Raw genomic sequence first — 26529 nt, 5'->3', positions numbered from 1 at the left:
GCGAGCGGGTCGTGCGCGTCCTCAACGGGGAGAGCCAGGCGGATCGGACGACAGGAACGGTCGCCCCCCACCACGGCACGAGGGTGCTCGACCACACCAGGAGGCATTGTGAACAGCGATCGGGACGAGATCCGCGGGGGCTGGGACTCACCCGTCGATGATCAGTCCGACGCGGAGTCCGCCGCCGAGACGACGGGCGAGTTCACCATCGACTACGCGCCGCCCGCCTGGTACACGCAGAACGCTTCGGGCAGTGCCGGTGAGACGCCCTCGTCGTCGGCCGCCTCCGCCTCGCCTGTCTCCACGCCTTCCTTCGCCGCGCCGCCCGCGCCGATCGCTCCGCCGGCGGGGCCCGTTCCCCCTGTGCACGTGGCTCCGGCCGAGCCTGCCGAGGCGCCGGTGGCAGCGCCCTCCCCCTCTGTTCCCTCCGTGGTGCCGAAGCTTCCGGTAGGGAGCGGGTTCCAGCCTGCGGCTCTGGACGAGGACGAGGAGAGGGAGAAGGAGAAGGAAGGGGAGAGGGCGGAGGCTGCGGAGACGGGCTCCGGGGCTGCTTCTCCTGAGGTCTCCGGTGGTGGGGCCACCGACTGGAGCACCGCGCTTGCCGGGCCCGCCGCCTCCGTCCACGTGACCGGCGTCGTACCGAAGAACGAGGTTGACGCCCTCGCCGAAGCCAAGGCCGAGGCAGACGCAGAGGCAGAGATTGGGGAGCAGGAGGCCCGTCCGGGCTCCGGTGACTCGCTTGAGGGCGGTTCGGCGGAGCCTGCGGGCGGCGCTGAGGACGTCGAGCCTGTTTCGGAGAGTGGTGATCTCGAGAGTGGGGCCACCGTGCGGTTCTCCGCTCGTGCCCTGAAGCGGGAGATCGAGGAGCGTGCCGCCGCCGCGGAGCCCGAGCCTGAGATCGAAGCCATGCCTGTTTCTGCTGCTCCTGAGCCTGAGTCGGTCTCCAGCGATGACGACGAGGTCGAGGGCGGCTCTGCCGCGGGTGATCCCGTAGTGACCGTCGATGAAGGTTCCGGTGAGGCCGAGGCTTCGCGTGCCGAGGGGCCGGTCGCCTCCGCGCCCGCCGCCGCGCCTCAGGATGCCGTTCCCGCCGTCGCCGCCGATGACGCCGATGGCGCCGACGACGACGTGCAGGACTCCGTGCCGTCCTCCTGGACTCCGCCGCCCGCGCCGCAGAGCGGGGTTCCGCCGTTGCCGCCCGCCTACCAGCCCGCGGCTCCGGCCTCGGCTCCGCAGTGGCCCGTGCCGACGCAGGCTGCCCCGCCCGCGCAGCCGGTTCAGGCCGAGCCCACCTCCGCCCCCGTCCCCGAGCCCGAGCCCGTACAGGCGCAGACTCCGCCGCCCGCGGTGGTGCCGCAGCAGGCCCCTGCCCCGGCGCAGCCCCAGCCTCAGGCTCCGGTCCAGCACCAGCCCCAGGCTCCGGCTCCGGCTCCGGCTCCGGCTCAGCCCCAGGCTCCGCAGGGCGGTCACGGATTCCCGCAGGCAGCACCCGGCGCACCCTTCACTCCCGCGCAGCAGCCCCCCGCGGCGGCTCCCGCGCCGACGCCCGCCCCTGCTCCGGCCACGCCCGACGCTCCCGCCCCGCAGGCCGCGTACGGCTTCCCCCAGCAGGGAGCGCCCGCTCCCGCCATGCCCGAAACTCCCGCCCCGCAAGCCGCTTACGGCTTCCCCCAGCAGGGAGCGCCCGCTCCCGCCACGCCCGAAACTCCCGCCCCGCAAGCCGCGTACGGCTTCCCCCAGCAGGGACTCCCCGGCGCCGGTTACGGCTTCCCCCAGCCGCCCGCCCCCCACGGCCAGCAGCCGATTCCGGCCCAGCAGCCGCAGGCTCCGCAGCCCCAGGCGCAACCGCAACCGCAGGCTCCGCACCCCCAGGCCCAGCCGCAGCCGCAGGCGCCGGTCCAGCCCCAAAGCCACCAGCCCGCCCCCCAGCCGCTGCCCCCCGTCGCCGCCCAGCCCCAGCAAGCACCGCAGGCACCCCAGGCCCAGCCGGGCCAGCCGCCCATCGACCCCCGTACCGGCGCCGCCTGGCCCCAGCCCCTGCAGCACGATCAGCGGGAGCGCACCAACCCGGGGGCTCCCCTCGGCTACACCGCCGCCGTGGAGCTCTCCTCCGACCGGCTGCTGCGCAACACCAAGCCGAAGACGAAGAGCAGCCGGCCCTCGGGCGGCGGTTCGCGGTTCAAGCTCGGCGGCAAGAAGGAAGAGGCCGAGCGGCAGCGGAAGTTGGAGCTGATCCGGACGCCGGTCCTCTCCTGCTACCGGATCGCCGTCATCAGTCTCAAGGGCGGCGTGGGCAAGACGACCACGACCACCGCGCTCGGCTCCACCCTCGCCACCGAGCGGCAGGACAAGATCCTCGCCATCGACGCCAACCCCGACGCCGGTACGCTCGGGCGGCGCGTGCGGCGCGAGACCGGGGCCACCATCCGTGACCTCGTCCAGGCGATCCCGTACCTCAACTCGTACATGGACATCCGCCGGTTCACCTCGCAGGCGTCCTCCGGTCTCGAGATCATCGCGAACGACGTCGACCCGGCCGTGTCGACCACGTTCAACGACGAGGACTACCGGCGCGCCATCGACGTACTCGGGAAGCAGTACCCGATCATCCTGACGGACTCCGGTACGGGTCTGCTGTATAGCGCCATGCGCGGGGTCCTCGACCTCGCCGACCAGCTGATCATCATCTCGACGCCGTCCGTGGACGGGGCGAGCAGCGCGTCCACGACGCTGGACTGGCTGTCCGCGCACGGGTACGCCGACCTGGTCTCGCGGTCCATCACCGTCATCTCCGGTGTGCGCGAGACCGGCAAGATGATCAAGGTCGATGACATCGTGTCGCACTTCGAGACGCGGTGCCGGGGCGTGGTCGTCGTGCCCTTCGACGAGCATCTGGCCGCCGGTGCGGAGGTCGATCTCGACATGATGCGGCCGAAGGTGCGGGAGGCGTACTTCAATCTGTCGGCGATGGTCGCCGAGGACTTCGTGCGGGCTCAGCAGCAGCAGGGGCTCTGGACGTCGGACGGGAATCCGCCGCCGCACATGGCTCCGCCGTTGCCGGGTCAGGTGCCGTACGGGGGGCAGCAGGGGCAACACGCGCAGCAGCCGTACGCCCCTTCGGCGCCGCAGAGCCACCCGCAGAGTCAGCAGCCGCAGCCTCCCCAGCCGCAGCCCCACCCCTATGCGCAGCCTCAGGCGCAACCCCAGCCACAGCAGCACCCCCAACCGCAGCAGCCGCAGCAGCCGCAGCCACCCCAGCAGCAGGTACCGCCCCAGCCCTACCCTCAGCAGCCAGGAGCCCCGCAGGCCTGGCAGCCGCAGCACCAGGCACCGCAGCAGCCGCAGCCGCAGCCGCAGCCGCAGCCGCAGGGTGAACCGCAGGCCCCGCAGCCGGTGCAACCGGGCGCCCCGTTCCAGGCACCGCAGCCTCCTCAGCAGCAACAGCCGCAGCCACCCCAGCAGTAAGTTCCGCAGAACCCCCAGCGGGCCCGCGCCGTTCCTCGGCGCGGGCCCCTCTGCCCGTCGACCGCTGCCCGGCGGCCCCCACCTGCCCCTCCCTCCACCGCCACGCCCCCACCAGCCACGCGTCAGAGGTCTTGACCAATGCGGGTGAAATCACGGTCAACTCGTTATTTCCGCAGGCCACATGGGGTTCACCTGCCGTTGACTCGCCCAGACCGGCGCTGGTAGACACACAACAATCCAGCTGACGCCCCTTGATCAACCAGCGTGCAACCAGCCATCCCTGTGCGAGCGATGACGCGAGGTCACCGACCCATGGACACACAAGATCAGCACGGCAGACCAGCAGCAACCACGACACCACCCCCCGCCCCGCCGCGGTCCCGCCGAAGCCGTCGCCTGAGGTTCCTCCTCGCCGGCGCCGCCGCCGCGTTCACTCTCACGGCCGGTCTCGCCACGCCTCTCGACCCGACCCCGCAGCAGGCCGAGGCCAAGGATGACGGCGGCAAGAAGGTCCTCACCGTCGCCGTGGCGCAGAGCGTCGACTCGCTCAGCCCCTTCCTCGCCCAGCGGCTGCTCAGCACCAGCCTGCACCGCCTCACGTACGAATACCTGACGAACTACGACGCGAAGAACAACCGCGCGATTCCCGGCTTCGCCACCGAGTGGAAGCCGTCCGCCGACAAGCTGACCTGGACGTACACGATCCGGGACGACTCCAAGTGGTCGGACGGCAAGGCCGCCACCGCCGAGGACGCGGCGTGGACGTTCAACAAGGTGATGTCCAAGGAGGGCACCGCCACCGCGAACTCCAACTTCGTCACCAACTTCAGGAAGGTGACCGCGCCGAGCCCCACCAAGCTGGTCATCGAGCTGAAGAAGCCGCAGGCCACGATGGCCGCGCTCGACGTGCCGATCGTCCCCAAGCATGTCTGGGAGAAGGTCGACGACATCTCGAAGTTCAACAACGACAAGGACTTCCCGGTCGTCGGCAACGGCCCGTTCATCCTGACGGACTACAAGGTCGACCAGTACGTGCGGCTCAAGGCCAACAAGGACTTCTGGCGCGACGCGCCCAAGTTCGACGAGCTGGTCTTCCGGACGTACAAGGACCAGGACGCGGCGGTCTCCGCCCTCAGGAAGGGCGAGGTGTCCTTCGTCGCCGGGCAGCCGGCGCTCACCCCGGCGCAGGCGAACTCCCTCAAGAGCGCGGAGAACGTCAAGGTCAACGAGGGGCCGGGCCGCCGCTTCTTCGCCATCGCCACCAACCCGGGCGCGCGGACGAAGGACGGCGAGAAGTTCGGTGACGGCCATCCGGCCCTGCTGGACAAGCGGGTCCGTCAGGCGCTGTTCCTCTCCGTCGACCGCGAGGCGATCGTCGACAAGGTGTTCCAGGGCAACGCCGTCGAGGGCGCGGGCTACATCCCGCCCCGCTTCTCCGACTACGCCTGGAAGCCGTCCGCCGACCAGGAGATGACGTACGACCCGAAGAAGGCCGCCCGGCTCCTCGACGAGGCGGGTTACAAGAAGAACGGTGACGGCAAGCGCGTCGGCAAGGACGGCAAGCCGCTCGACCTGCGCATTCTCTGCCACGCCACCGACCCCAACGACAAGGCGGTCGGCAAGTATCTGAAGGAGTGGTGGGGGGACCTCGGGATCGGGCTCAAGGTCAACTGCCTCGATGACGTCTCCGTGCCCTGGTACGCGGGCGAGTACGACCTCGCGTTCGACGGCTGGTCGGTCAACCCCGACCCGGACTTCGTGCTCGGCATCCACACCTGCGCCGCGCTGCCGGTGAAGGCCAAGGAGAGCGCCGCCACCGACAACTTCATCTGCGACAAGAAGTACGACGAGCTGTACGCCAAGCAGCTCGCGGAGTACGACCCGGCCAAGCGGGCCGAGATCGTCAGGCAGATGCAGTCGTGGCTGTACGACTCGGGGTACATGAACGTCCTCGCGTACCCGAACGCCGTCGAGGCCTACCGCACCGACCAGATCAAGTCCATCACCACCATGCCGACGGCCGCGGGCAACATCTACGGCCAGGACGGATATTGGAGCTGGTGGTCGGCCGTCCCGGCGGATGGGAAGAGTTCCTCCAAGGACGGCGGCTCGACCGGTGTCATCATCGGTATCGCCGCTGCCGCGGTGGTGCTCGTGGGCGGCGGAGTCCTGTTCGCCCTGCGCCGCCGTTCGACCGCAGAGGACCGCGAGTAACGCATGACCGCTGACAGCAATCCCGCTCTGCTCGACACCGAGGGCCCGCTGGGCCCCGGGGCCGACGGCGACCCGGCGAAGGCCGGGCTGTCGTCGGCCCGCGGGCCACGGGCCCGCAACACCCGCGCCTATCTCCTCTATGTGGCGGGCAAGCTCGGCGGCGCGATCGTGTCGCTGTTCGCCGTGCTCGTCACCAGCTTCTTCCTCTTCCGGCTCATCCCCGGCGACCCCGTCAAGCAGATGACGGGCGGCAAGCGCGTCTCGGCCGAGCAGCTCGCCGCGATGCGCAAGGAGTTCGGCCTCGACAAGCCCGTGATGGCGCAGTTCTTCGACTACACCGGCAAGGTGCTGAGCGGCGACTTCGGTACGTCGTACCAGTTCCACGCCCCTGTCATGGAGAAGATCACGGAGGCACTGCCCGCGACGCTGCTCCTCACCGGAACGGCGTACGTCCTCTACACGCTGATCGGCATCTGGCTCGGCACGCGCACGGCCTGGCGCAACGGCAAACTGGGCGACCGCCTGCACACCGGGCTCGCGCTCACGCTCTACTCCGTGCCGTCGTTCTGGCTCGGGCTGCTGCTGATCATCACCTTCGCGGTGGGGATCGGGCCGATTCCCGGGATGTTCCCCACGGGTGGCCTGGAGTCGGGCGGTGAGACCGGGTTCGCGTACGTCATCGATGTCGCGCACCACATGGTGCTTCCCGTGATCACGCTGGTCGCCGTCGGGTACGCGCAGACGCTGCTCGTCATGCGGTCCTCGCTCCTGGACGAGATGGGCGGCGACTATCTGACGACCGCGCGGGCCAAGGGGCTCCGCGACGATCTCGTACGCCGCCGGCACGCCGTGCCGAACGCGATGCTGCCGACCGTCACCCTGATGTTCGTCAATCTCGGCACGGTGGTGGCGGGCGCGATCCTCGTCGAGACCGTCTTCTCGTGGCCGGGGCTCGGCGGACTCTTCTACCAGGCGCTGAGCGTGCCGGACCTGCCGCTGGTGCAGGGGTTGTTCTTCGTCTTCTCGGTCGCGGTGATCCTGATGAACACGCTGGCCGACGTGATCTATCCGCTGCTCGATCCCCGGGTGGGCCGATGACGACCGAATCCGCACCGACTCCCCCGCCCACACCGGCCCCTCCCGTCGTCTCCGCCGTGCCGGTCGGGAGCGCGCGGTCGCTCACGTGGGCGCGCAGGCGGCACTCCGCGGCCCGGTTCTGGCGGCAGTACCGCACCCACCGGGCCGGGCTCTTCGGTCTGGCCGTGCTCGTCCTGATCGCGCTCGCCGCGGTCTTCGCCCCGCTGCTCGTGGGGTCGAACGCGCAGAGCGTGACCGACGCGCCGGGCAAGCCGATGGAGTCGCCGAGCGCCGAATTCCCGCTGGGCACCGACCAGTTCGGGCGGGATCTGCTGGGCCTGCTGGTGTGGGGCGCGCGCATCTCGCTCTCCGTGGGGCTGCTCGCCGCCGTCCTGTCCGTGGCCATCGGCACCCTCGTGGGCATCACGGCGGGGCACTTCAAGGGCTGGTACGCCACCGTCATCATGCGGATCACCGACTGGTTCCTGGTGATGCCGACGCTGGTGCTCGCCATCGCGCTGGCCGCGGTGATGTCCGGCACGATCTGGACGATCATCCTGGCCATCGGTGTCACGACCTGGCCGACGACGGCACGGCTGGTCCGCGCGCAGACCCTCGCCGTCGAGTCGCGGCCGTACATCGAACGGGCGCAGGCACTCGGCGGCGGCCACGGGCACATCATGGCCCGGCACGTCCTGCCGAACGTCATGCCGCTCGTCCTCGCGCAGACCACCCTCGTCATCTCCGGCGCCATCCTCACCGAGGCCACGCTCGCCTTCCTCGGCCTCGGCGACCCGACGAGCGTGTCGTGGGGCGGCCTGCTCCAGGACGCGCGCGAGGCGGGCGCGGTCAGCGCGGGCCACTGGTGGTATCTCGCCCCGCCCGGTCTCGCCATCGCGATCGTCGCGCTCGCGTTCACGCTGTGCGGGCGTGCCGTGGAATCCGTGCTCAACCCCAGGCTGGGGGCCACCCGTTGAACGACGTAGCGAAAACCGAAGGACACCGGCTCCTCGACGTGCGCGACCTCGAAGTGACGTACGCGAACGGCGCCGCCGCCGTCCGTGGCGTGCACCTCGCCGTCGACGCGGGCCAGAAGCTGGGCGTCGCGGGCGAGTCCGGCTGCGGCAAGTCCACGCTCGCGCTGGCCCTGCTGCGGCTGCTGCCCGCGGGCACGAAGGTGTCCGGCGAGATCCTGCTCGACGGCGAGGACGTGCTGGCCATGAAGTGGGGCCGGGTACGGGCCGTGCGCTGGGCGGGCGCCTCGATCGTCTTCCAGGGCGCGATGCACTCGCTGAACGCCGTGCACCGCATCGGCGACCAGATCGCCGAGCCGATCCTGCTGCACAAGAAGGCGACGCAGGCGGGCGCGCGCGAGAAGGTCGGCGAGCTGCTCGAACACGTCGGGCTGCCCGCCGCCCGCGCGGACGCCTATCCGCACGAGCTGTCCGGCGGCCAGCGCCAGCGCGTCATGATCGCCATGGCGCTGGCCTGCGATCCCCGCCTGATCATCGCGGACGAGCCGACGACCGCGCTCGACGTGATGATCCAGGCCCAGATCCTGCGCCTGATCGAACAGCTCGTGTCCGAGCAGGACCTCGGCCTGATGATGATCAGCCATGACCTGGCGGTGCTCTCCGACACCTGCGACCGGCTCGCGGTGATGTACGCGGGCCGCGTCGTCGAGGAGGGCCCGGCCTCCCAGGTCTACGAGAACGCCCGGCACCCCTACGGCAGGGCCCTCTCCGCGGCCTTCCCGCGCATCGGTGACCCGGCGTCCCGGTTCGCGCCGCGCGGCCTGCCCGGCGACCCGCCCGACCCGTCGGCGCTCCCCACGGGCTGTACGTTCCATCCGCGCTGCACGGTCGCGCTGGACTCCTGCACGACGGAGGACCAGGCCCTGCCCGGGCGCCCGCCGCGCCCGTCGCGCGCTCCCCACAGGCGTGACCGCATCCAGCCGCGCTGCGAGCCGGGCGGCGGTGCTGTGACATCGCCTTCCCCGGCCGCCGGGGCGCGCCGACCGCGCGGGCGGTGGACGGCGTCGACCTCGACATCAAGGGCGGCGAGATCGTCGCCCTGGTCGGCGAGTCGGGCTGCGGCAAGACGACGCTGGCCCGTTCCCTGCTCGGCCTGGTCCCACCGACCTCCGGCACGGTGACGTTCGCCGGGAAGCCGCTGGAGTACTCGGCGCGCTCCCTCAAGGCGTACCGAAAGCGCGTCCAGCTGGTCCTCCAGGACCCGAGCGGTTCGCTGAACCCCCGGCACACGGTGTACGAGGCCGTGGCCGAGGGGCTGCGCATCCACGGGTACGCGGGCGACGAGCGGGCCGCGGTCGCCGAGGCGCTCTCGCGGGCCGGGCTGCGCCCTCCGGAGCGCTTCTTCCTGCGCTATCCGCACGAGCTGTCGGGCGGTCAGCGCCAGCGGGTCGTCATCGCGGGCGCGCTGGTCCTGGGACCGGAACTCATCGTCGCCGACGAGCCGGTGGCCTCCCTGGACGCGTCCGTGCGCGGCGAGATCCTCGCCCTGCTGCTTCGCCTGCGGGACGAACTGGGGCTGTCGGCACTGGTGGTGACGCACGATCTGGGGCTGGCGTGGAACATCGCGGACCGGGTGGCGGTGATGTACCTGGGCCGCATCGTCGAGACGGGGACGGTGGAGGAGGTACTGACGGCCCCTCAACACCCTTATACGCAGGCTCTGTTGTCGGTGCTTCCGGAAGCTCCGGGGAAGCCGGTCGTCCTCACCGGCGAGCCCCCGGACCCGTCCCGCGTCCCGGGGGGCTGCCGGTTCCACGTCCGGTGCCAGGTGCTTGCCTCCGGGGAGGCGGAGCGGGCGGGGGTGGCGGACCGATGCCGTGGGGAGGATCTGGCGGTGCTGTCCGGGCGCGGCGAGACGCAGGTGGCTTGTCACTGGGCGCGGGAGCGGGTGGTGGAGGGGGCGCCTTAGACGGGGCTCGCCTGGCCGCACCGCCTACGGCGACTAGGCGGCCTCGATCAGGGCCCGGCACCGCTTCACGTCATCCCCGATAGCGACAAGCAGCGCCTCGACGGAGTCGAACTTCGCCTGCCCCCGCACGAAGGCGAGGAAGTCCACCGCGACATGCAGCCCGTACAGGTCAAGACCGACCCGGTCGATCGCGTACGCCTCGACGGTCCGCTCGGTGCCGTCGAACTGCGGATTCGTGCCGACGGAGATCGCCGCCGGCATCGCCTCCCCCTCGACGTGCAGCCAACCGGCGTAGACACCGTCGGCGGGGATGGCGGTGTGCGGCAGCGTCTCCACATTGGCGGTGGGGAAGCCGAGCTCGCGGCCGCGCTGGGCGCCGCGCACGACGACGCCCTCGACGCGGTGCGGGCGGCCGAGGATCTCCGCGGCGCCCGCCATGTCGCCCTCGGCCACCAGGCTGCGGGTCAGCGTCGAGGAGAACGGGCGGCCACCACCGGCCTCGCCGGTCACGTACAGGTCGATGACGTCGACTTCGTAGTCGTACGTGCGGCCGAGCTCGGCGAGGAGGTCCACATTGCCCGCGGCCTTGTGGCCGAAGCGGAAGTTGGGGCCCTCGACGACCACGCGCGCGTGCAGCTTGTCGACGAGGACCTTCACGACGAAGTCGGCGGGCGACAGCTTCGAGAACTCGGTGGTGAAGGGCAGGATCAGCACCGCGTCCACGCCGAGGCCGGCCATCAGCTCGGCGCGCCGGTGGTGCGGGGCGAGCAGCGGCGGGTGGCTGCCGGGGCGCACGACCTCGCTGGGGTGCGGGTCGAAGGTGACGACCACGGCGGGCACGCCGAGCTGCCTGGCGCGCTCCACGGCACGCCCGATGATCAGCTGGTGACCGCGGTGCACGCCGTCGTAGGAACCGATGGTGACGACGCTGCGCCCCCAGTCCTGGGGGATGTCCTCCAAGCCACGCCAGCGCTGCACTTCTTTGCTCCTCGCCGAACCCGTGTACGTCCGTTACGTCTGTACGTTCCCATTGCCGATTGCGCAGGTCTAAGACTGCCATGCCGAGGGGCGCCGCCCCGCATCGGTGTCTCCCCGGGAAGGGTGGCGGGGGTCACTCGGGCCGTTCCGGCCTAGGCAGGCACCGGCGCGCCGCCCGCGAGGTCCGTCAGCGTCCGGGAGGCGCTCGGGCCGACCAGGGCGGCCCACTCCTGCGGGGCGTCGCGGAGCCAGCCGGTGACGAGGGCGGCGAAGCCGGGGTCGGAGCGGGCCAGTTCGACCACGCAGCGGTCGAAGCGGGAGGCGCCCTCCGGGGTGCGGCCCAGGAGCAGCCCGGCGCGGTGGACCCGCTCGCGGGTGGGGGGTTCGCCGATCTCGGCGGCGCCGCGGGCCACGGAGCGCAGGACGCTCTCCAGGACCGCGGGGTCGCGTTCCTGGCCGAGCAGTACGTCGAGCAGGTCGCTCCGCAGGGCCTGTGAGGCGGCGGTGCCCGGGGCGGCGAGTACCGGCGCGAGGGCCGCCCTGACGCGCGGGAGACGGCTGTGCAGCAGACCCGCCACCAGGGGGAAGAGGACGGTCCGCGCCTCGGGCCCCTGTTCGAGCCGCCGGTCGAAGTACGCGGCCGCGTACGCGATGGCCTCGGGGCGGGCCTCCAGGGCGTCGCGCACCAGGGAGGCGACGCGGTGCGCGAGGGCGGGTGTGGCCGCGTCGGCCAGGCGGCGCAGCGCCTCGCCGAACCCGTCGTCCGCCGGGCCCGGCCGGTGCAGGCGGGCGGTGAAGGCGGCGAGCACCTGCTCGGGGTGGGTGGCCAGGGCCTCGGCCGCCGCGCTCGCAGGCAGCGCCGGATCCCCGGCGGTGAAGCGCCGCAGGACCAGGGCAGGTACCGGGAGCGGGTCTGCGGGTCGCGGACGAGCAGGGCGAGCGCGGCGCCGTGCAGGGCGCCGTCGTCCGGGTGGGCGAGCAGGGCGAGGGCGGCGTGCCGCAGGTGGGCGCGGTCGGTGTCGGCGGTGGCGTGGGGGCGGCGCGCAGGCGGGAGGCGGCGGCCGCGCGCGCCCGGCCGCTCGTCGTGCGCCCAGCGGCCGACGGCGCGGCAGACGGCGGCAGGCTCCTCCTCGGCGAGGGCCGCGAGCAGTTCGTCGGCGCGGGCGTGCGCGCAGTCGGCGAGGGCTTCGGTGAGGTCGTCGACGGCGTGGTGCCGGTGGGTGTGGAGCAGCGCCTGCGCGGCGGAGGCGACGGTGGCGTCGGGCGCGGCGTCCAGCGGCCGCTCGTCGGTGAACCAGCGGACGAGGTGCGGCTGTACGTTCGCGGGGTCGGCGGCGAGGAGTCCGGCGACGGCGTCGAGGCAGCGGCCCGGGGCCCCCGGCGGCCCGTCGTGTACGACGAGGTGCCGCAGCAGCGCGAACCGCGGGGTCTCCCCCAGCGGCAGCCGAAGCCAGAAGGCGGCCTCGAACAGGCCGCGCTCGGCGAGGTCTTCGAGCACCGGGAGGTGGGGCGCCGCGTCGGGCACGCGCAGCAAGGTCCCGCGCAGCAGGTGCGCGGCCCACCACCGGGCGTCCGTCACCGCGTCGTCCGTCACCGCGCCCGCCTCGCCGCCCGGCGCCGCCTCCTCCGTGAGGTCGGTCAGCGCGTCCGCCAAGTCTCGCAGCCGCTCGTCCAGTTCGGCAGGGCCGCGCTGTCGGCCCAGCGTGAGCAGGGCTTCGATCACGGGGCCGATGCGGTGGCGCGGCACCGGGGCGGGGCGGGTGGGGGCAGGGCCGCGGCGGCGCTGTTCCGGGACCACCGGGGAACGGGCCGTGCCCCGGTGCCGGTGGACGAGGGAGGCAAGCGCGCCGTCCACGTCGAGATGCGTGCCCTGGAGCCAGTCGGCCACCTCCTCGTGCGCGAAGCGGTAGCCCGTGCCCGCCGGTACCAGCAGTCCCTCGGCCAGCACGGCCGACGCCCAGCCCGTACAGCATCCGGGAGCACCGGGGAGCGCACCCCACGGGAAGACGTCCTCGAAGGAGGCCCGGTCCAGCTCCCCCCGCGCCGGCCCCAGGCAGCGCCGCGCCGCCTCGTGGACCTGGCCGGACACCTTCGCCGCGAGGCATCGCACGGCGGTGCCGCGCAGGCCGTGTGCCGCCGCGAGCCGCACGGCGACCCGCAGGCACATCAGGTCCAGATAGGCGGCGAAGACCTCGTCCCGGCCGGGCGTGCCCGGCGGCGGCGCGTCGGGGAGGGCGGCCCGCACCTCGCCGAGCAGCCGCAGCGTCAGCGGATGCCGCGCGTCGGCCTCGGAGAGCGCCCCGTCCGGGATGCCGTACCGCGCGCGGACCTGACGCGCCTGCGGCTCGGACAGCTCGTCGAGACGTACGCACCGGGGGAAGCCGGAAGCCGCCGCCCCTGCCGCCGCCCCGTGGAACGCCGCCCCATGGAGCGACGTCCCGTCGAAGTACGCCCCCGCCTGCTCCCAGTACTCCGCCCGGCAGGCGATGACGAGGCGCGCGCCCGTGTTCCGCAGCCAGGCCGCCGTGGCGTCGCTCCACCCGGCGAGGCGCTGTGCCGACAGAGGCGGCATCTCCTCGGGCCCGTCGAGGAGCAGCAGCAACGGCAGCCCCGCGTCCCGCACGAGTCGCGCCACGCGCCCCGCCGAGACGTCCCCGAGGCCCTCGCCGCCCGGTGCCTCCTGTGCGGCCGCCAGGATCCGTACCGCCCGGTCGAGGACCCGCTGCACGGCGTCGGCGACGGACGCGTCCGTGCCCCGCAGGTCGGCGCCGCGCAGCCACAGCGTCGGCGCGGGCTCGGCGCCCCGGGTCCGCCGGGCGGCGAGCGCGGCCAGTTCCGTCGTACGCCCCGTGCCGGGGTCACCGACCAGGCCGAGGACGCAGGCCGGGCCGTCGAGGAAGGCGGCGAACTCCCGCGCCACATCGGGCCGTTCGACCGGCTCCAGGTGGGCGGCCTGTGGCCCGTCGGAGCCCGCCGAGGTGGCCGTCAGGTGCAGCGCGCCCGCCGGATTCAGGTCGTGGCCGTACGCGGGGACGGTCGCGGCGTTGCGGGCGATCAGCTCGGCGAGCGGCCCGCCGGGGTCTGCGGCGGCCGCCTCCCGCAGCGAGATCGCGAACCCGGGCGGGCGGTGGGTGAAGAGCGCGTCGCCGGGCGGGCGGGGGCCGGGGTCCTGGGGCAGCAGGGCGGTGCCGAGGACGGCGAGGACCGCGCCGGACGCGGCGTCCACGACCGGTCCGCCCGCGGCTCCGCGGCCGGGCCGCAGCGCGTCGGCGCCCTCCGTGCCGATCGCCAGCTCCAGGGCGGCGCCCACCGGGTGGAAGCGGTCGGTCGTGGTGTACGTCACCGGGGACGAGCCGAGGACGCGGGCCTCGCGCCAGCCGAGCGCGGCGATCCGCACATAGGTGCCCCGCGCCACGGAGTCCCGCACGGCCAGGGGCAGGGGCCGCAGTCCGAGGCCCTCGGTGCGCACCAGCGCGAGGTCGGCGCCGGGCAGCGCCACGACGGCCTCGGCGGGCACCACGCAGGTGCGCCCGTCCGGCGCGTGCAGGACGATCCGCGCGAGGCCGTCGACGGCCTCGTGGCTGGTGATGACCGTGCCGTGCTCATCGGCGGCGAAGCCCGTGCCCCGCGGGCGCCCCGCCAGGTCGCACACCCGCACGAGGGCCTGGTCCGGCGCCGTGTGGCCGCCCCGCTCCCCCGCGCCCGCGGTGTCCCCGGCACCCTCGGCCCGCGGACCCCGTCCCGCCATGCTCGAACCTCCCGGCTGTTCCCCGTCCTCCGACCGTAGGTCGGCGGTGATCAGCGGAACAGAACGCGACGCGAACGCGCCCCCTTCCGCTCCCTCGGTTCACTCCGAGCGCCTGCCCGAAGGGGTGAATCCGCGCGGTGATGTGGAAACACCTTGAGTGGGGGGACCGTGGGGGGACCGTGGAGCGGCGTACCGGAGTCCGCCGCTCCACGACGAGGCGAGATGCGGGCAGGGCCCGCTCAGGCGAAGACGGCCAGGCTCTTGGCCTTGCCCCGCGACTCCTCCGCGAGGACCAGGAAGCGGCCCTCCGGGTCGAAGACGGCGACGGCGCCGGCACCCGCGTACTCCTCGGGCATGTCGATCCGGACGCCGTTGAGCAGCAGCTTGCCGCGCTTGTCGTCGACGTCCCAGCGCGGGAAGGCCCGGCTCGCGGCCTCGGCCACCGGCATCACCGTCAGCTCCTCCTGGAGCTGGTCCAGGGTCTTGGCCGCGTCCAGCTTGTACGGCCCGACGCGGGTGCGGCGCAGGGCGGTCAGATGGCCGCCGACACCGAGGTCCGCGCCGAGGTCACGGGCGAGCGCCCGGATGTACGTGCCCGAGGAGCAGACGACGGAGACGACCAGGTCGAGGACGGGGGTGCCGTCCTCGGCGACGGCGTCGCGGACGTCGTACACGGTGAAGGCGGAGATCGTCACCGGCCGGGCCGGGATCTCGAAGTCCTCGCCCTTGCGGGCGCGCGCGTACGACCGCTTGCCGTCGATCTTGATGGCGCTGACCTTGGACGGCACCTGCATGATGTCGCCGGAGAGCTTGGCGATGCCCGCGTCGATCGCCTCACGGGCGATCCCCGAGGCGTCGGCGGACGAGGTGATCTCGCCCTCGGCGTCGTCGGTGAGCGTGTTCTGCCCGAGGCGGATGGTGCCCAGGTACTCCTTCTCGGTCAGCGCCAGATGGCCGAGGAGCTTGGTGGCGCGCTCCACGCCGAGCACGAGGACGCCCGTCGCCATGGGGTCCAGGGTGCCCGCGTGACCGACGCGGCGGGTCTTGGCGATCCCGCGCATCTTGGCCACCACGTCGTGCGAAGTGAAGCCGGACGGCTTGTCGACGATGACAAGTCCGTCCGGCGTTGTGGTGCTGCTCTTGCTCATGCGCGGGCGTCGCCGTCCGTCTCGTCCGAAGTGCCGTCCGTGTCCTCGTCGGACTCGGGCTTCTTGTACGGGTCCGCGTCGCCCGCGAACTCGGCGCCCGCGGAGACCTCCCGCACCTTCTCGTCCGACATCCGGGCCTTGTCGAGGAGGTCCTCGATGGCCCTGGCGTTGTCCGGCAGGGCGTCCGCGACGAAGGACAGCGTCGGCGTGAACTTCACGCCCGCGGCCTGGCCGACCGCCGAGCGCAGCACGCCCTTGGCGCTCTCCAGGCCCGCCGCCGCGGCGGCGCGGTCCTCGTCGTCGCCGTAGACCGTGTAGAAGACGGTCGCCTCCCGCAGGTCACCGGTCACCCTGGTGTCCGTGATGGTCACGTGCGTCCCGAGCCGCGGGTCCTTGATCCCGCGCTGCAGCTTCTGGGCAACCACCTCTCGGATGAGGTCCGCCAGCCTTTTCGCCCGCGCGTTGTCGGCCACTGCTCCGTCTCCCTTATCCCCGGGCATTCCCTGGGCTTGTCTTGCTGTTGTTCAGTCGTCGTCGCCGTGCAGCCGCCGCCGGACCGACAGCAGCTCCACTTCGGGCCGGGCGGCGACGAGGCGCTCGCACCGGTCCAGTACGTCCGTGAGATGGCTCCAGTCGCCCGACACCACGGCGAGGCCGATCTCGGCCCTGCGGTGCAGATCCTGACCGCCCACCTCCGCCGCGCTCACCCCGTACTTGCGCTGGAGTTCGGCGACGATCGGGCGGACGACGGAGCGTTTCTCCTTCAGCGAATGTACGTCGCCGAGGAGCAGATCGAAGGACAGAGTCCCCACATACATGTGTATCCGGATGTCCCGCCGGTACGGGTTCGGCGCCCCGCCAACCACTTGGCAGGGACACAAGAACCGTACACGGAACGGCCGGGGCCGATCGACGGGATTTTCCCCGTCGACCGGCCCCGACACTGACCGCGCAGTTCGAACTGCCGTGAGGCAGTCGATCAGCCGCGCGGCTTCTCGCGCATCTCGTACGTCGCGATGACGTCGTCGACCTTGATGTCGTTGAAGTTGCCGAGGTTGATACCGCCCTCGAAGCCTTCGCGGATCTCGGTGACGTCGTCCTTGAAGCGGCGCAGACCCTCGATGTTGAGGTTCTCCGCGATGACCTTGCCGTCGCGGAGCAGTCGGGCCTTGGTGTTGCGCTTGACCTCGCCCGAGCGGATGAGGACACCGGCGATGTTGCCGAGCTTGGACGAGCGGAAGACCTCGCGGATCTCCGCGGTGCCGAGCTCGACCTCCTCGTACTCCGGCTTGAGCATGCCCTTGAGGGCCGCCTCGATCTCCTCGATGGCCTGGTAGATCACCGAGTAGTAGCGGACGTCGACGCCCTCGCGCTCCGCCATCTGCGCGGCACGGCCGGCCGCGCGGACGTTGAAGCCGATGACGATGGCGTCGGAGCCCATCGCCAGGTCGATGTCCGACTCGGTGACCGCACCCACACCGCGGTGCAGGACGCGGATGTCGACCTCTTCGCCGACGTCCAGCTGGAGCAGCGAGGACTCGAGAGCCTCCACCGAACCGGACGCGTCACCCTTGATGATGATGTTGAGGTCCTGGACCAGGCCGGCCTTGAGCACCTGGTCGAGGTCCTCGAGGGAGACCCGGCGGGTGCGCTTGGCGAACGCGGCGTTGCGCTCACGGGCGGCACGCTTCTCGGCGATCTGACGGGCCGTACGGTCCTCGTCGACGACCAGGAAGTTGTCGCCCGCGCCCGGGACGTTGGTGAGACCGAGCACGAGGACCGGAGTCGACGGGGTCGCCTCCTCCACGTTCTCGCCCTTGTCGTCGAGCATCGCGCGGACTCGGCCGTAGGCGTCACCGGCGACCATCGTGTCGCCGACGCGGAGGGTACCGCGCTGGACGAGGACGGTCGCGACGGCGCCGCGGCCCTTGTCGAGGTGGGCCTCGATGGCGATGCCCTGCGCGTCCTGCTCCGGGTTGGCCCGCAGGTCGAGCGAGGCGTCCGCGGTCAGGACCACGGCTTCGAGCAGCTGCTCGATGTTGAGGCCCTGGCGCGCGGAGATGTCGACGAACATCGTGTCGCCGCCGTACTCCTCGGCCACCAGACCGAACTCGGTGAGCTGACCGCGCACCTTGGTCGGGTCGGCGCCCTCGACGTCGATCTTGTTGACCGCGACCACGATCGGCACGTCGGCCGCCTTGGCGTGGTTCAGCGCCTCGATCGTCTGCGGCATCACACCGTCGTTCGCCGCGACCACGAGGATCGCGATGTCGGTGGACTTCGCACCACGGGCACGCATGGCGGTGAACGCCTCGTGACCGGGGGTGTCGATGAAGGTGATGGCGCGCTCTTCGCCGTTGACCTCAGTGGCGACCTGGTACGCACCGATGTGCTGCGTGATACCGCCGGCCTCGCCCGCGACGACGTTCGTCTTGCGGATCGCGTCGAGGAGGCGGGTCTTGCCGTGGTCGACGTGACCCATGACGGTCACGACCGGCGGGCGGGAGACGAGCATGTCCTCGCCGCCCTCGTCCTCACCGAACTCGATGGAGAACGACTCGAGCAGCTCGCGGTCCTCCTCCTCCGGGCTGACGATCTCCAGGACGAAGTTCATCTCGTCCGCGAGGAGCTTCAGCGTCTCGTCGGAGACGGACTGCGTGGCGGTGACCATCTCGCCGAGGTTCATCATCACGCCGACGAGCGACGCCGGGTTGGCGTTGATCTTCTCGGCGAAGTCGGTCAGCGAGGCACCGCGCGACAGGCGGACGGTCTGTCCGTTGCCGCGAGGCAGCATGACGCCGCCCACCGACGGGGCCTGCATGGCCTCGTACTCCTGGCGCCTCTGCCGCTTCGACTTGCGGCCACGACGGGCGGGCCCGCCGGGACGGCCGAACGCACCCTGCGTGCCACCACGGGCACCGGGACCACCGGGACGGCCACCGAAGCCGGGACGACCGCCGAAGCCGCCGCCACCACCGGGACGACCGGCGCCGCCACCGCCACCGGGACCGCCGGGACGACCGGCGAAACCGCCGCCGCCACCACCGGGACCGGCCGGACGGCCGCGAAGCCGCCGCCACCAGGACGACCGCCGCCGCCACGGGCGACCGCCGCCGCCGGGACCTCGGCCACCGCCGGGGCCACCACCGGGACGCGGTAAGCAGCGGGACGCTGCGGCATCATGCCGGGTTCGGACGGTTACCGGCGGGACCGCCGCCGGGACGCAGGGCCTGCGGGCGAGGCATGCCGCCGGGGTCGGACGGGCGCCGCCCTGACCCTGCGGACGGGGAGCGCCACCGGGGCCGCCCTGACCGCCCTGCGGGCGCGGGGCGCCGCCGGGGCCGCCCTGGCCGCCAGGACCACCGGGGCGCGGGGCGCCGCCGGACGGGCGCCTGCGGGCGCGCCATGCCGGTGGAGCCACCAGAGGTGAACGGGTTGTTGCCCGGACGCGGACCCGCAGGACGGGCACCGCCGGGACGCGGGGCGCCCTGGCCGCCGGGGCGCGGAGCACCCTGACGGTCGCCGCGGCCGCCGCGCTCGTCGCGGCCTGACCACCCTGGCCGGGGGCCGGACGGCCACCGGGCTTCGGGCACCCTGGCCCGGACGGGCGCCGGGGCGCGCGCCGGACAGGGCGGCCGGAGCCGAGGCGGCCGGGGCAGCCGGAGCGGTAAGCGGAGCGGTGAACTCAGGGCGGCCGGAGCCGGGAGACCAGGGTAAGCAGGGGCCAGGGGCTTCGGGCCGGGCGTCGGGCGCGGGCCCGGCGTCGCGGGGAAGCCGCGGGCTTCTCGGCCGCAGGCTTGGGGCGGCTTCGGCGCGGCCGGGCCCGGACGGGCGGCCTGCGCGGGAGGGGACGCCTGCCCGGAGGGTAAGCGGCAGGGGCGGCCTGCTTGCGCGGCGCGCCGGGCTTGGCGGCGGACTTGCCGCTGCCGCCCTGGAATGCGTCAGTCAGTTTGCGTACCACGGGCGCCTCGATCGTCGAGGACGCCGAACGTACGAATTCACCGAGTTCTGTGAGCTTGGCCATGACGACCTTGCTCTCTACCCCGAACTCCTTGGCGAGTTCGTATACCCGGACCTTAGCCACTTCGCTCCTTTTAGGTCCGGGTTACGCCGGACCGTCGCTACTTCATGGGCGTACTCATCGCGTGCTCATCGAGTGCTCATCGCAATCTCGACCTACTTCCAACTCGCGGAATACCAAGACCGCACGGGGTTCCGTGCGACCACGTCTTACGGTGTTGCCTGCTCGGCAACTGTCTCGACAGCTCGGCGCAGCGCCTCGGTGCCGAACGGTCCCTGGGCTCGGAAGGCCCTGGGAAACGCCCGGCGGCGGACCGCCAGGTCAAGACAGACCGGGGCGGGGTGCACGTACGCACCCCGGCCGGGCAGCGTACCGCTTGGGTCGGGGACGCAGTCGCCCTCGATCGCCACGATGCGCAGCAGTTCACTCTGGGCCGCTCGCTCCCGGCACCCCACACAGGTGCGCTCAGGGCGTACGCGGGTATGCGTCCGGCCAGACACGCTTAAGTCTACCTCCCCGCACCGACCTCACCCCTTTGGGGCAGAAATCGAACGGCTACTCGCCACATACTGTCGTGATCCAAGCGGTGATCGCCCGGATTTATTCCCGCGGCCGCCTCCGGAGCCGGGCCCCGCCGTGCGAGGAGGGGCCCAGCGCCGGTCCGGCTACTGCTCGGGCTGCTCGGTGTCGGGCCTGATGTCGATGCGCCAGCCCGTGAGCCGCGCGGCCAGGCGGGCGTTCTGCCCCTCCTTGCCGATGGCCAGCGAGAGCTGGTAGTCCGGCACGGTCACCCGGGCCGATCGGGCGGCGAGGTCGACGATCTCGACCTTGCTGACGCGGGCCGGGGAGAGCGCGTGGGCGACCATGTCCGCAGGGTCGTCCGACCAGTCGACGATGTCGATCTTCTCGCCGTTGAGCTCGGCCATGACGTTGCGCACGCGGCTGCCCATCGGGCCGATGCAGGCGCCCTTGGCGTTGAGCCCCGAGCGCGTCGAGCGCACGGCGATCTTGGTGCGGTGGCCGGCCTCGCGGGCGATGGCCGAGATCTCGACGGAACCGTCGGCGATCTCGGGCACCTCCAGTGCGAAGAGCTTCTTCACCAGGTTCGGGTGGGTGCGCGAGAGCGTGACGGACGGGCCGCGCACGCCCTTCGCCACCCGGACGACGTACGAACGAAGGCGCATCCCGTGGGGGTACTCCTCGCCCGGGACCTGCTCCTGCACCGGCAGGATGGCCTCGAGCTTGCCGATGTCGACCAGGACGTTCTTCGGGTCGCGGCCCTGCTGGACCACGCCGGTGACGATGTCGCCCTCGCGCCCGGCGTACTCACCGAGCGTCGCGTCGTCCTGGGCGTCGCGCAGCCGCTGGAGGATGACCTGCTTGGCGGTCGTCGCGGCGATGCGGCCGAAGTCGGACGGGGTGTCGTCGAACTCCTTGGGCTCCTGGCCCTCTTCGAGATCCGCCGGGTCCTCCGTCGCCCACACCGTGACGTGACCGGTCTCGCGGTCCAGCTTCACACGGGCACGACGGAAGCTTCCCTCGGTGCGGTGGTAGGCGATGAGGAGGGCCGACTCGATCGCTTCGACGAGCAGGTCGAAGGAGATCTCCTTCTCCCGAACCAGACCCCGCAGGGCACTCATGTCGATGTCCACGGCTACGCCTCCTCCTCTTCCTTCATGTCCTTGTTGTCTTTCCTGTCCTTGCGGTTGAACTCGACCTGCACCCGCGCCTTGTCGATCTCCGCGAAGGCGATCCGGCGGCTGGTGGGCTTGCGGCCCTTCACGCCGGGCACTTCGAGGTCGAGGCCCTCGTCGTCCACCGCGAGGATGCGGGCGGTCAGCTCGCCGCCCTCGGTGAGCTGGAACTTCACCAGGCGGTCCACGGCACGCAGGTAGTGACGGTGCTCGGTCAGCGCGCGCTCGGCGCCGGGGGATCCGACCTCCAGGTCGTACTCGCCCTCGCCCATGGCGTCGGTCTCGTCGAGCTTCGCGGAGAGCAGGCGGCTCACTTCCGCGATCTGGTCCAGGTCCACGCCGTCGTCGGAGTCGATGACGACTCTCAGCACTCGCTTGCGTCCGACCGAGGCCACTTCGATCTCTTCGAGATCCAGGTCCTGGGAGCTGACGAGCGGTTCCAGTAGTTGCCGCAGCCTCTCGCTCTGGGTGGTGCTCATCCGGGTGACTCCTCGGCCGCGTGTGCTGTTGTGGGTGCGTTGCAAGTCTGCGTGTCAGGTCAAAGGGTATCCGGTCCGGAGGGGTGTTGCCGCCCACCTGCGGGGCCCCGTACCGCTTCGGCCCGAGCCGCTCACCCGTACGGAGACCGTCCGAAGGTACGGTGATCACAGGGCCCGCGCCCACCTTCTTCCTTCTCGCTCGCGCCTTTTGGCCTTCCTTTCCGAGGACGTCTGCCGTGCCGTCGTATCTCACCGCCCCCCGGTCCCGCCCGGGACCGCGCCGCAGGAGTCTGCTCGCCGGGGCCGCCGGCGTCGCGTCCGCGGCGCTGCTCACGGGCTGTACGGACTCCGCCGGCTCCGACGCCGACGGCCGTTCCTCCGCCGCGCGCCGCCTGCGCGCCCGGGCCGCCGAGGAGAGCACGGAACTGCTCGGGCGTTACGACGCCGTGCTCGCCGCGCACCCTTCGCTCGCGGGGCGGCTCGCGCCACTGCGGGCGGAGGTGAAGAAGCACGCGGAGGCGTTCGAGGACGGCCGCGCTCCGGCCGCCGCGTCGGCGTCGGCCGCCGGTTCCCGCGCCGCCTCCAAGCCGTCGCCGGCGCGTTCTGTGGCGTCCGATCCCAAGAAGGCCGTGGGCGACCTCGCCAAGGCCGAGCGGGAACTGGCCGACCGCCGGGGAGAGGCCCTGGTCGACGCCCCGGCCGCGGAGGCCAGGCTGCTCGCCTCGGTGGCCGCCGCGGGGGCGGCGCACGCGTATCTGCTGACGGAGGGGGACAAGTGAGCGGGGCCGAGTACTCCAAGAACTCCAGGGATGAGGAGCTGAAGGCGGTTCAGGCCGCCCTGAGCGCCGAGCACGCGGCCGTGTACGGCTACGGCGTCGTCGGCGGCCGGGTCGGCGAGAAGCGCCGGGACGAGGCGCGCACCGCGTACGACGCGCACCGCGCCCGGCGCGACGAACTGCGGCGCGCCGTGCGCGACCTCGGCGGCGAGCCGCAGCCCGCGGACGCGGCCTACGCACTGCCGTTCCCGGTACCCGACACCGCCGCCGCGGTCCGGCTCGCCGCCGAGCTGGAGGACCGCATCGTAAGCGTCTACTCCGATCTCGTACGCGCCTCTTCGGGCGACCGGCGCGGCGGCGCGGCCCGCGCGCTGCGGGAGGCGGCGGTCCGGGCGGCGCGGTGGCGGGGCGGGAGCGTAGCCTTCCCTGGGCTCGCCGAGCGGACGTCACCCGCGTCCACACCGACGACGCCCAAGGCGTGACGCTCAGGGAGCTCAGGGGAGCTCAGGGAAGGGAAACGACTCGCGTATGGCTTTCGAACCGCCCCGGCGCCTTGTCACCGCACTCGGCGAGACGGCGCAGGACGGCGACGACTGGCTGGAGAGACTGCCGGAGGCGGTCGAACGGGCCGTCGCGGCACGCGAGTTGACCGTCGAGCGGGTGCACGTCCCCGGTGGGCGCAGCGGCCTCGTCCTGATGGTCCTGCGGGCCGACGGCACGCCCGCCGTGCTCAAGCTCGTGCCGCCCCGGTCCCGGCCGGAGAGCGAGCGGGCCGCCCTCGCGCACTGGAACGGGCTCGGCGCCGCCCGGCTGCTCGACCCCGAGTGCTCGGACGGGGCGCTGCTTCTCGAGCGGCTGCACCGTGATGTGTCCGTGCGGTCGCTGCCCGAGGCCAAGGCGCTGCTCGAAGCCGCGGGGACGCTGCGGCGGCTGTGGGCTCCGCCGCCCGCCGGGCACCGCTTCGAGACGGTCGCCGAGCGGACGGGGCGGCAGGCCGAGGCGATGCGGGGTTCCGCCGACGCGGACGCGGAGGTCGTGCCGCTGGTCGACGCGGCGCTCGCGGCGCGGGAGGAGCTGCTCGCGGCGGAGGTGGCGCCGAGGCTGCTGCACGGCACCTTCCGGCAGAGCAAGGTCCTTGCGGGGGACCGGGTGCCGTGGCTGGCCGTGGGGCCGGATCCGGTGGTGGGCGACCCCGCGTTCGATCTGGCGCGGCTGGTCCGTGACCGCGTGGAGGATCTGATCGCCTCGCCGTCCGGTGCGGCGGTCACGCGGCGGCGCGTGAAGAAGCTCGCGGAGTCTCTTGAGGTCGATCAGGAGCGGCTGCGGGGGTGGACGCTGTTCCGGGCGGTCGAGTCCGGGGTGCGGGCACTTCGCGTGGGGCGTGGGCAGGATGCGGAGCTGTTGTTGGAGTTCGCGGGCTGGTTGTGAGGGTGGCGGTGGGGGGCCGCCGTGGGTGGTTGCTCTTCGGGTGAGTCTGCGGGCCGTGTGTGGTTGCTCGCGCAGTTCCCCGCGCCCCTGACGGGGCGCCCCCTCAGGGGCACCCCGCCCCCTCAGAGGCGCCCCCTCAGGTGTCGCTCGGGTTATGCCGTCAGGCGGGTGATGGCCTCGTCGACCGTCATTTCTTCTCGTTCGCCCGTGCGGCGGTCCTTCAGTTCCACGACGCCCTCGGCGGAGCGGCGGCCCGCGACCAGGATCTGGGGGACGCCGATCAGTTCCGCGTCGGTGAACTTCACGCCCGGGGAGACCCCGGCCCGGTCGTCCACGAGGACCCGCGCGCCCGCGGCGCCCAGCTTCTCGGCGACGTCCAGGGCCAGCTCCGTCTGGAGCGCCTTGCCCGCGGCGACCACGTGGACGTCGGCGGGGGCGACCTCCTTGGGCCAGCACAGGCCCTTGTCGTCGGCGGTCTGCTCGGCGAGGGCCGCCACCGCGCGGGAGACGCCGATGCCGTACGAGCCCATGGTCACGCGGACCGGCTTGCCCTGCTGACCGAGGACGTCGAGCTGGAAGGTGTCGGCGTACTTGCGGCCGAGCTGGAAGATGTGGCCGATCTCGATGGCACGGTCCAGCTTGAGGCCGGCGCCGCAGTTGGGGCAGGGGTCGCCCTCCTCGACCACGACGACGTCCAGGTAGTCGTCGACCTCGAAGTCGCGCCCGCAGACGACGTTCTTGGCGTGCTTGTCCTGCTTGTTGGCGCCCGTGATCCAGGCGGTGCCGGGGGCGACGCGCGGGTCGGCGATGTAGCGGACCTTGTCCAGGCCCTGCGGGCCGACGTAGCCGCGTACGAGGTCGTCGCGGCCCTCGAAGTCCTCGGCGGTGACCAGTTCGACCTCGGCCGGGGCCAGGTGCTCGCCGAGCTTGCCGAGGTCGACCTCGCGGTCGCCGGGGACGCCGACGGCCACGATCTCGCCGTCGACCTTGACCAGGAGGTTCTTCAGGGTCGCGGAGGCCGGGACGCCGAGGTGCTCGGCGAGGGTCTCGATGGTCGGGGTGTCGGGGGTGTCCAGCTCCTCGACCGGGCCGTGCGCCGAGCCGTCGACCGGGGCGAGCGCGAAGGTGACGGCTTCGGTGTTGGCGGCGTAGTCGCAGGCGGGGCAGTCCACGAAGGTGTCCTCGCCGGCCGGGGCGGGGGCCAGGAACTCCTCCGACTTGGAGCCGCCCATGGCGCCCGCGACGGCGGACACGATGCGGTAGTCGAGGCCGAGGCGCTCGAAGATGCGCTGGTAGGCGCCGCGGTGCAGGGCGTACGACTCGGCGAGGCCCTCGTCCGTGGTGTCGAAGGAGTACGAGTCCTTCATCTGGAACTCGCGGCCGCGCAGCACACCGGCGCGCGGGCGGGCCTCGTCGCGGTACTTCGTCTGGATCTGGTAGAGGATCACCGGCAGGTCCTTGTAGGACGAGCACTGGTCCTTGACGACCTGGGTGAAGATCTCCTCGTGGGTCGGGCCGAGGAGGTAGTCGGCGCCCTTGCGGTCCTTGAGGCGGAAGAGCAGGTCGCCGTACTCCTCGTAGCGGCCGGAGGCCTCGTAGGGCTCCTTGGGCAGGAGGGCCGGGAGCAGCACCTCCTGGCCGCCGATGGCGTCCATCTCCTCGCGGACGACGCGGGCGATGTTCTCGTAGACCTTCTTGCCGAGCGGCAGCCAGGTCCAGATGCCGGCGGCGGTGCGGCGGACGTAACCGGCCCGGACGAGCAGCTTGTGGTTGAGCGTCTCGGCGTCCGCGGGGTCGTCGCGCAGTGTCTTGACCATCAACCGGGACATGCGCTGGACCTGGGCCATGATGAACTCCTGCTACAAGGGGGTCCCCCCGCTCGAACGGTGCCGAGAGCTCGGGGAAGGGTGATGGCTAGGAGGTTAGCCGGGGCGCGGGCGCGGGCGGAAATCGGTTCTCGTGCGGACCCGCCCGGTTCTCGGTCAGACCCGGCGCGGCAGGGGCAGCGGGGCGCCCATCACGGCGTACGGCTTGGCGGCGCTCGGGAACAGGACGCGCCGCGCGAGGTCGGTGTAGCCGAGGGAGCGGTACAGGCCGCGGGCCGGGCTCTCGACGTCGATCGCGGAGAGGATCGAGCGAGGCTCCGCGACGCCGTCGGTGATGGTGGTGATCAGTGAGCGGCCGATGCCGCGGTTCTGGTGGCCGGGGTGCACGTGCAGTTCGGTGATGACGAAGGAGCCGTCGAGCCAGTGGTCCAGCTGCCGGCCGCGGAGGTAGGGCTCGACGACCGTCGACCACCAGTGGCGGCGGTCGTTGGGCATGCCGTAGACGAACCCGACGAGCCGGTCGTCGGGGGTGGTCGCGCCGAACGAGCGGGCCCCGGGGTAGGTGAGGTGGCGCAGGACGATCTGGCGCCGCACGGCCACCTCGTCGTCGCTCAGCCCGAAGGCATGGGCCTGGACCTCCAGCGCTTCGTCCACCCGCGCGGCGAGGTCGAGGGGCCCGATCACGACGTCGTCAGTCATGGGGCGACCCTACTTCGCGCCGCCGCGCTTCTG

18 protein-coding genes and 2 pseudogenes are annotated in these 26529 nt (G+C 72.4%); 9 read left to right on the top strand and 11 right to left on the bottom strand.

The window, feature by feature from the left end; all coding sequences use genetic code 11:
• Positions 1–108 precede the first annotated feature (108 nt).
• The 6 genes from KKZ08_RS28270 to KKZ08_RS28245 all read left to right on the top strand — a co-directional run bounded on the left by KKZ08_RS28270 (position 109) and on the right by KKZ08_RS28245 (position 9699).
• Positions 109–3465, top strand: a complete 3357-nt coding sequence (locus KKZ08_RS28270) for an SCO5717 family growth-regulating ATPase (RefSeq protein WP_223777111.1) — start codon at positions 109–111, stop codon at positions 3463–3465.
• Positions 3466–3777: 312 nt separating this feature from the next.
• Positions 3778–5679: an ABC transporter substrate-binding protein gene (locus KKZ08_RS28265; RefSeq protein WP_223777110.1), complete on the top strand. Its 1902-nt coding sequence runs from the start codon at positions 3778–3780 to the stop codon at positions 5677–5679.
• A 3-nt stretch (positions 5680–5682) separates the two neighbouring features.
• A complete protein-coding gene (locus KKZ08_RS28260) occupies positions 5683–6777 on the top strand; it encodes an ABC transporter permease (protein WP_223777109.1) in 1095 nt (364 codons plus the stop codon).
• Positions 6774–7733 carry an ABC transporter permease gene (locus tag KKZ08_RS28255; protein ID WP_223777108.1) on the top strand — a complete coding sequence of 320 codons (960 nt, stop codon included), beginning with the start codon at positions 6774–6776 and terminating at the stop codon, positions 7731–7733. Before KKZ08_RS28260 ends, KKZ08_RS28255 begins: the two co-directional genes overlap by 4 nt.
• The gene (locus KKZ08_RS28250) at positions 7730–8911 is read left to right on the top strand and encodes an ABC transporter ATP-binding protein (RefSeq protein ID WP_223777107.1); all 1182 of its coding nucleotides are present in this window, start codon (positions 7730–7732) and stop codon (positions 8909–8911) included. The genes KKZ08_RS28255 and KKZ08_RS28250 overlap by 4 nt, the downstream gene beginning before the upstream one ends.
• Entirely contained in the window at positions 8806–9699 is an 894-nt protein-coding gene (locus tag KKZ08_RS28245; RefSeq protein ID WP_223779218.1) for an ABC transporter ATP-binding protein, read from the top strand. Before KKZ08_RS28250 ends, KKZ08_RS28245 begins: the two co-directional genes overlap by 106 nt.
• A gap of 33 nt (positions 9700–9732) precedes the next feature.
• Here KKZ08_RS28245 and KKZ08_RS28240 read toward each other — a convergent pair whose 3' ends face one another.
• From KKZ08_RS28240 to rimP, 9 genes and pseudogenes are all read right to left on the bottom strand, one after another.
• A complete protein-coding gene (locus KKZ08_RS28240; protein WP_223777106.1) occupies positions 9733–10677 on the bottom strand; it encodes a bifunctional riboflavin kinase/FAD synthetase in 945 nt (314 codons plus the stop codon).
• Between the two features lie 152 nt (positions 10678–10829).
• Positions 10830–14425: pseudogene (locus KKZ08_RS28235) on the bottom strand (serine protease).
• 239 nt (positions 14426–14664) lie between these two features.
• Positions 14665–15573: a tRNA pseudouridine(55) synthase TruB gene (gene truB, locus KKZ08_RS28230; RefSeq protein ID WP_223777105.1), complete on the bottom strand. Its 909-nt coding sequence runs from the start codon at positions 15571–15573 to the stop codon at positions 14665–14667.
• Positions 15570–16046, bottom strand: a complete 477-nt coding sequence (rbfA, locus tag KKZ08_RS28225) for a 30S ribosome-binding factor RbfA (protein WP_223777104.1) — start codon at positions 16044–16046, stop codon at positions 15570–15572. The genes truB and rbfA overlap by 4 nt, the downstream gene beginning before the upstream one ends.
• Before the next feature lie 51 nt (positions 16047–16097).
• The gene (locus KKZ08_RS28220) at positions 16098–16391 is read right to left on the bottom strand and encodes a DUF503 domain-containing protein (protein WP_223777103.1); all 294 of its coding nucleotides are present in this window, start codon (positions 16389–16391) and stop codon (positions 16098–16100) included.
• A 161-nt stretch (positions 16392–16552) separates the two neighbouring features.
• Positions 16553–19657 (bottom strand): annotated as a pseudogene (infB, locus tag KKZ08_RS39030) (translation initiation factor IF-2).
• 146 nt (positions 19658–19803) lie between these two features.
• Positions 19804–20094, bottom strand: a complete 291-nt coding sequence (locus KKZ08_RS28200) for a YlxR family protein (protein WP_223777099.1) — start codon at positions 20092–20094, stop codon at positions 19804–19806.
• 165 nt (positions 20095–20259) lie between these two features.
• Complete coding sequence (gene nusA / locus KKZ08_RS28195) at positions 20260–21246, bottom strand: transcription termination factor NusA (RefSeq protein WP_223777098.1); 987 nt, start codon at positions 21244–21246, stop codon at positions 20260–20262.
• Between the two features lie 2 nt (positions 21247–21248).
• The gene (gene rimP, locus KKZ08_RS28190; RefSeq protein WP_223777097.1) at positions 21249–21767 is read right to left on the bottom strand and encodes a ribosome maturation factor RimP; all 519 of its coding nucleotides are present in this window, start codon (positions 21765–21767) and stop codon (positions 21249–21251) included.
• Positions 21768–22003: 236 nt separating this feature from the next.
• On the opposite strand from rimP, the gene KKZ08_RS28185 reads away from it, so the two are divergent.
• The 3 genes from KKZ08_RS28185 to KKZ08_RS28175 are packed head-to-tail and all read left to right on the top strand — an operon-like array spanning position 22004 to position 23971.
• Positions 22004–22546: a hypothetical protein gene (locus tag KKZ08_RS28185; RefSeq protein ID WP_223777096.1), complete on the top strand. Its 543-nt coding sequence runs from the start codon at positions 22004–22006 to the stop codon at positions 22544–22546.
• The gene (locus KKZ08_RS28180; RefSeq protein ID WP_223777095.1) at positions 22543–23025 is read left to right on the top strand and encodes a ferritin-like domain-containing protein; all 483 of its coding nucleotides are present in this window, start codon (positions 22543–22545) and stop codon (positions 23023–23025) included. The genes KKZ08_RS28185 and KKZ08_RS28180 overlap by 4 nt, the downstream gene beginning before the upstream one ends.
• A gap of 46 nt (positions 23026–23071) precedes the next feature.
• Positions 23072–23971, top strand: coding sequence for an aminoglycoside phosphotransferase family protein (locus KKZ08_RS28175; protein WP_223777094.1), 900 nt, complete (start codon positions 23072–23074; stop codon positions 23969–23971).
• Between the two features lie 152 nt (positions 23972–24123).
• Here KKZ08_RS28175 and KKZ08_RS28170 read toward each other — a convergent pair whose 3' ends face one another.
• Positions 24124–25818: a proline--tRNA ligase gene (locus tag KKZ08_RS28170; RefSeq protein ID WP_223777093.1), complete on the bottom strand. Its 1695-nt coding sequence runs from the start codon at positions 25816–25818 to the stop codon at positions 24124–24126.
• 135 nt (positions 25819–25953) lie between these two features.
• On the bottom strand, positions 25954–26496 hold the full coding sequence (locus KKZ08_RS28165) for a GNAT family N-acetyltransferase (protein WP_223777092.1): 543 nt from the start codon (positions 26494–26496) through the stop codon (positions 25954–25956).
• Between the last annotated feature and the right edge of the window lie 33 nt (positions 26497–26529).

The organism is Streptomyces sp. 135 (assembly GCF_020026305.1).
GTDB lineage: Bacteria > Actinomycetota > Actinomycetes > Streptomycetales > Streptomycetaceae > Streptomyces.
Note: the sequence above shows the minus strand (reverse complement) of the source record. Positions and strands in the feature narration are given on the sequence as shown.

Bases quoted from the DNA above. Each gene is read 5' to 3' on its own strand.
- rimP (WP_223777097.1), bottom strand. From the start codon at position 21,767: ATGAGCACCACCCAGAGCGAGAGGCTGCGGCAACTACTGGAACCGCTC.
- KKZ08_RS28165 (WP_223777092.1), bottom strand. From the start codon at position 26,496: ATGACTGACGACGTCGTGATCGGGCCCCTCGACCTCGCCGCGCGGGTG.
- KKZ08_RS28220 (WP_223777103.1), bottom strand. From the start codon at position 16,391: ATGTATGTGGGGACTCTGTCCTTCGATCTGCTCCTCGGCGACGTACAT.
- truB (WP_223777105.1), bottom strand. From the start codon at position 15,573: ATGAGCAAGAGCAGCACCACAACGCCGGACGGACTTGTCATCGTCGAC.
- KKZ08_RS28265 (WP_223777110.1), top strand. From the start codon at position 3,778: ATGGACACACAAGATCAGCACGGCAGACCAGCAGCAACCACGACACCA.
- KKZ08_RS28255 (WP_223777108.1), top strand. From the start codon at position 6,774: ATGACGACCGAATCCGCACCGACTCCCCCGCCCACACCGGCCCCTCCC.
- KKZ08_RS28175 (WP_223777094.1), top strand. From the start codon at position 23,072: ATGGCTTTCGAACCGCCCCGGCGCCTTGTCACCGCACTCGGCGAGACG.
- KKZ08_RS28170 (WP_223777093.1), bottom strand. From the start codon at position 25,818: ATGGCCCAGGTCCAGCGCATGTCCCGGTTGATGGTCAAGACACTGCGC.
- KKZ08_RS28260 (WP_223777109.1), top strand. From the start codon at position 5,683: ATGACCGCTGACAGCAATCCCGCTCTGCTCGACACCGAGGGCCCGCTG.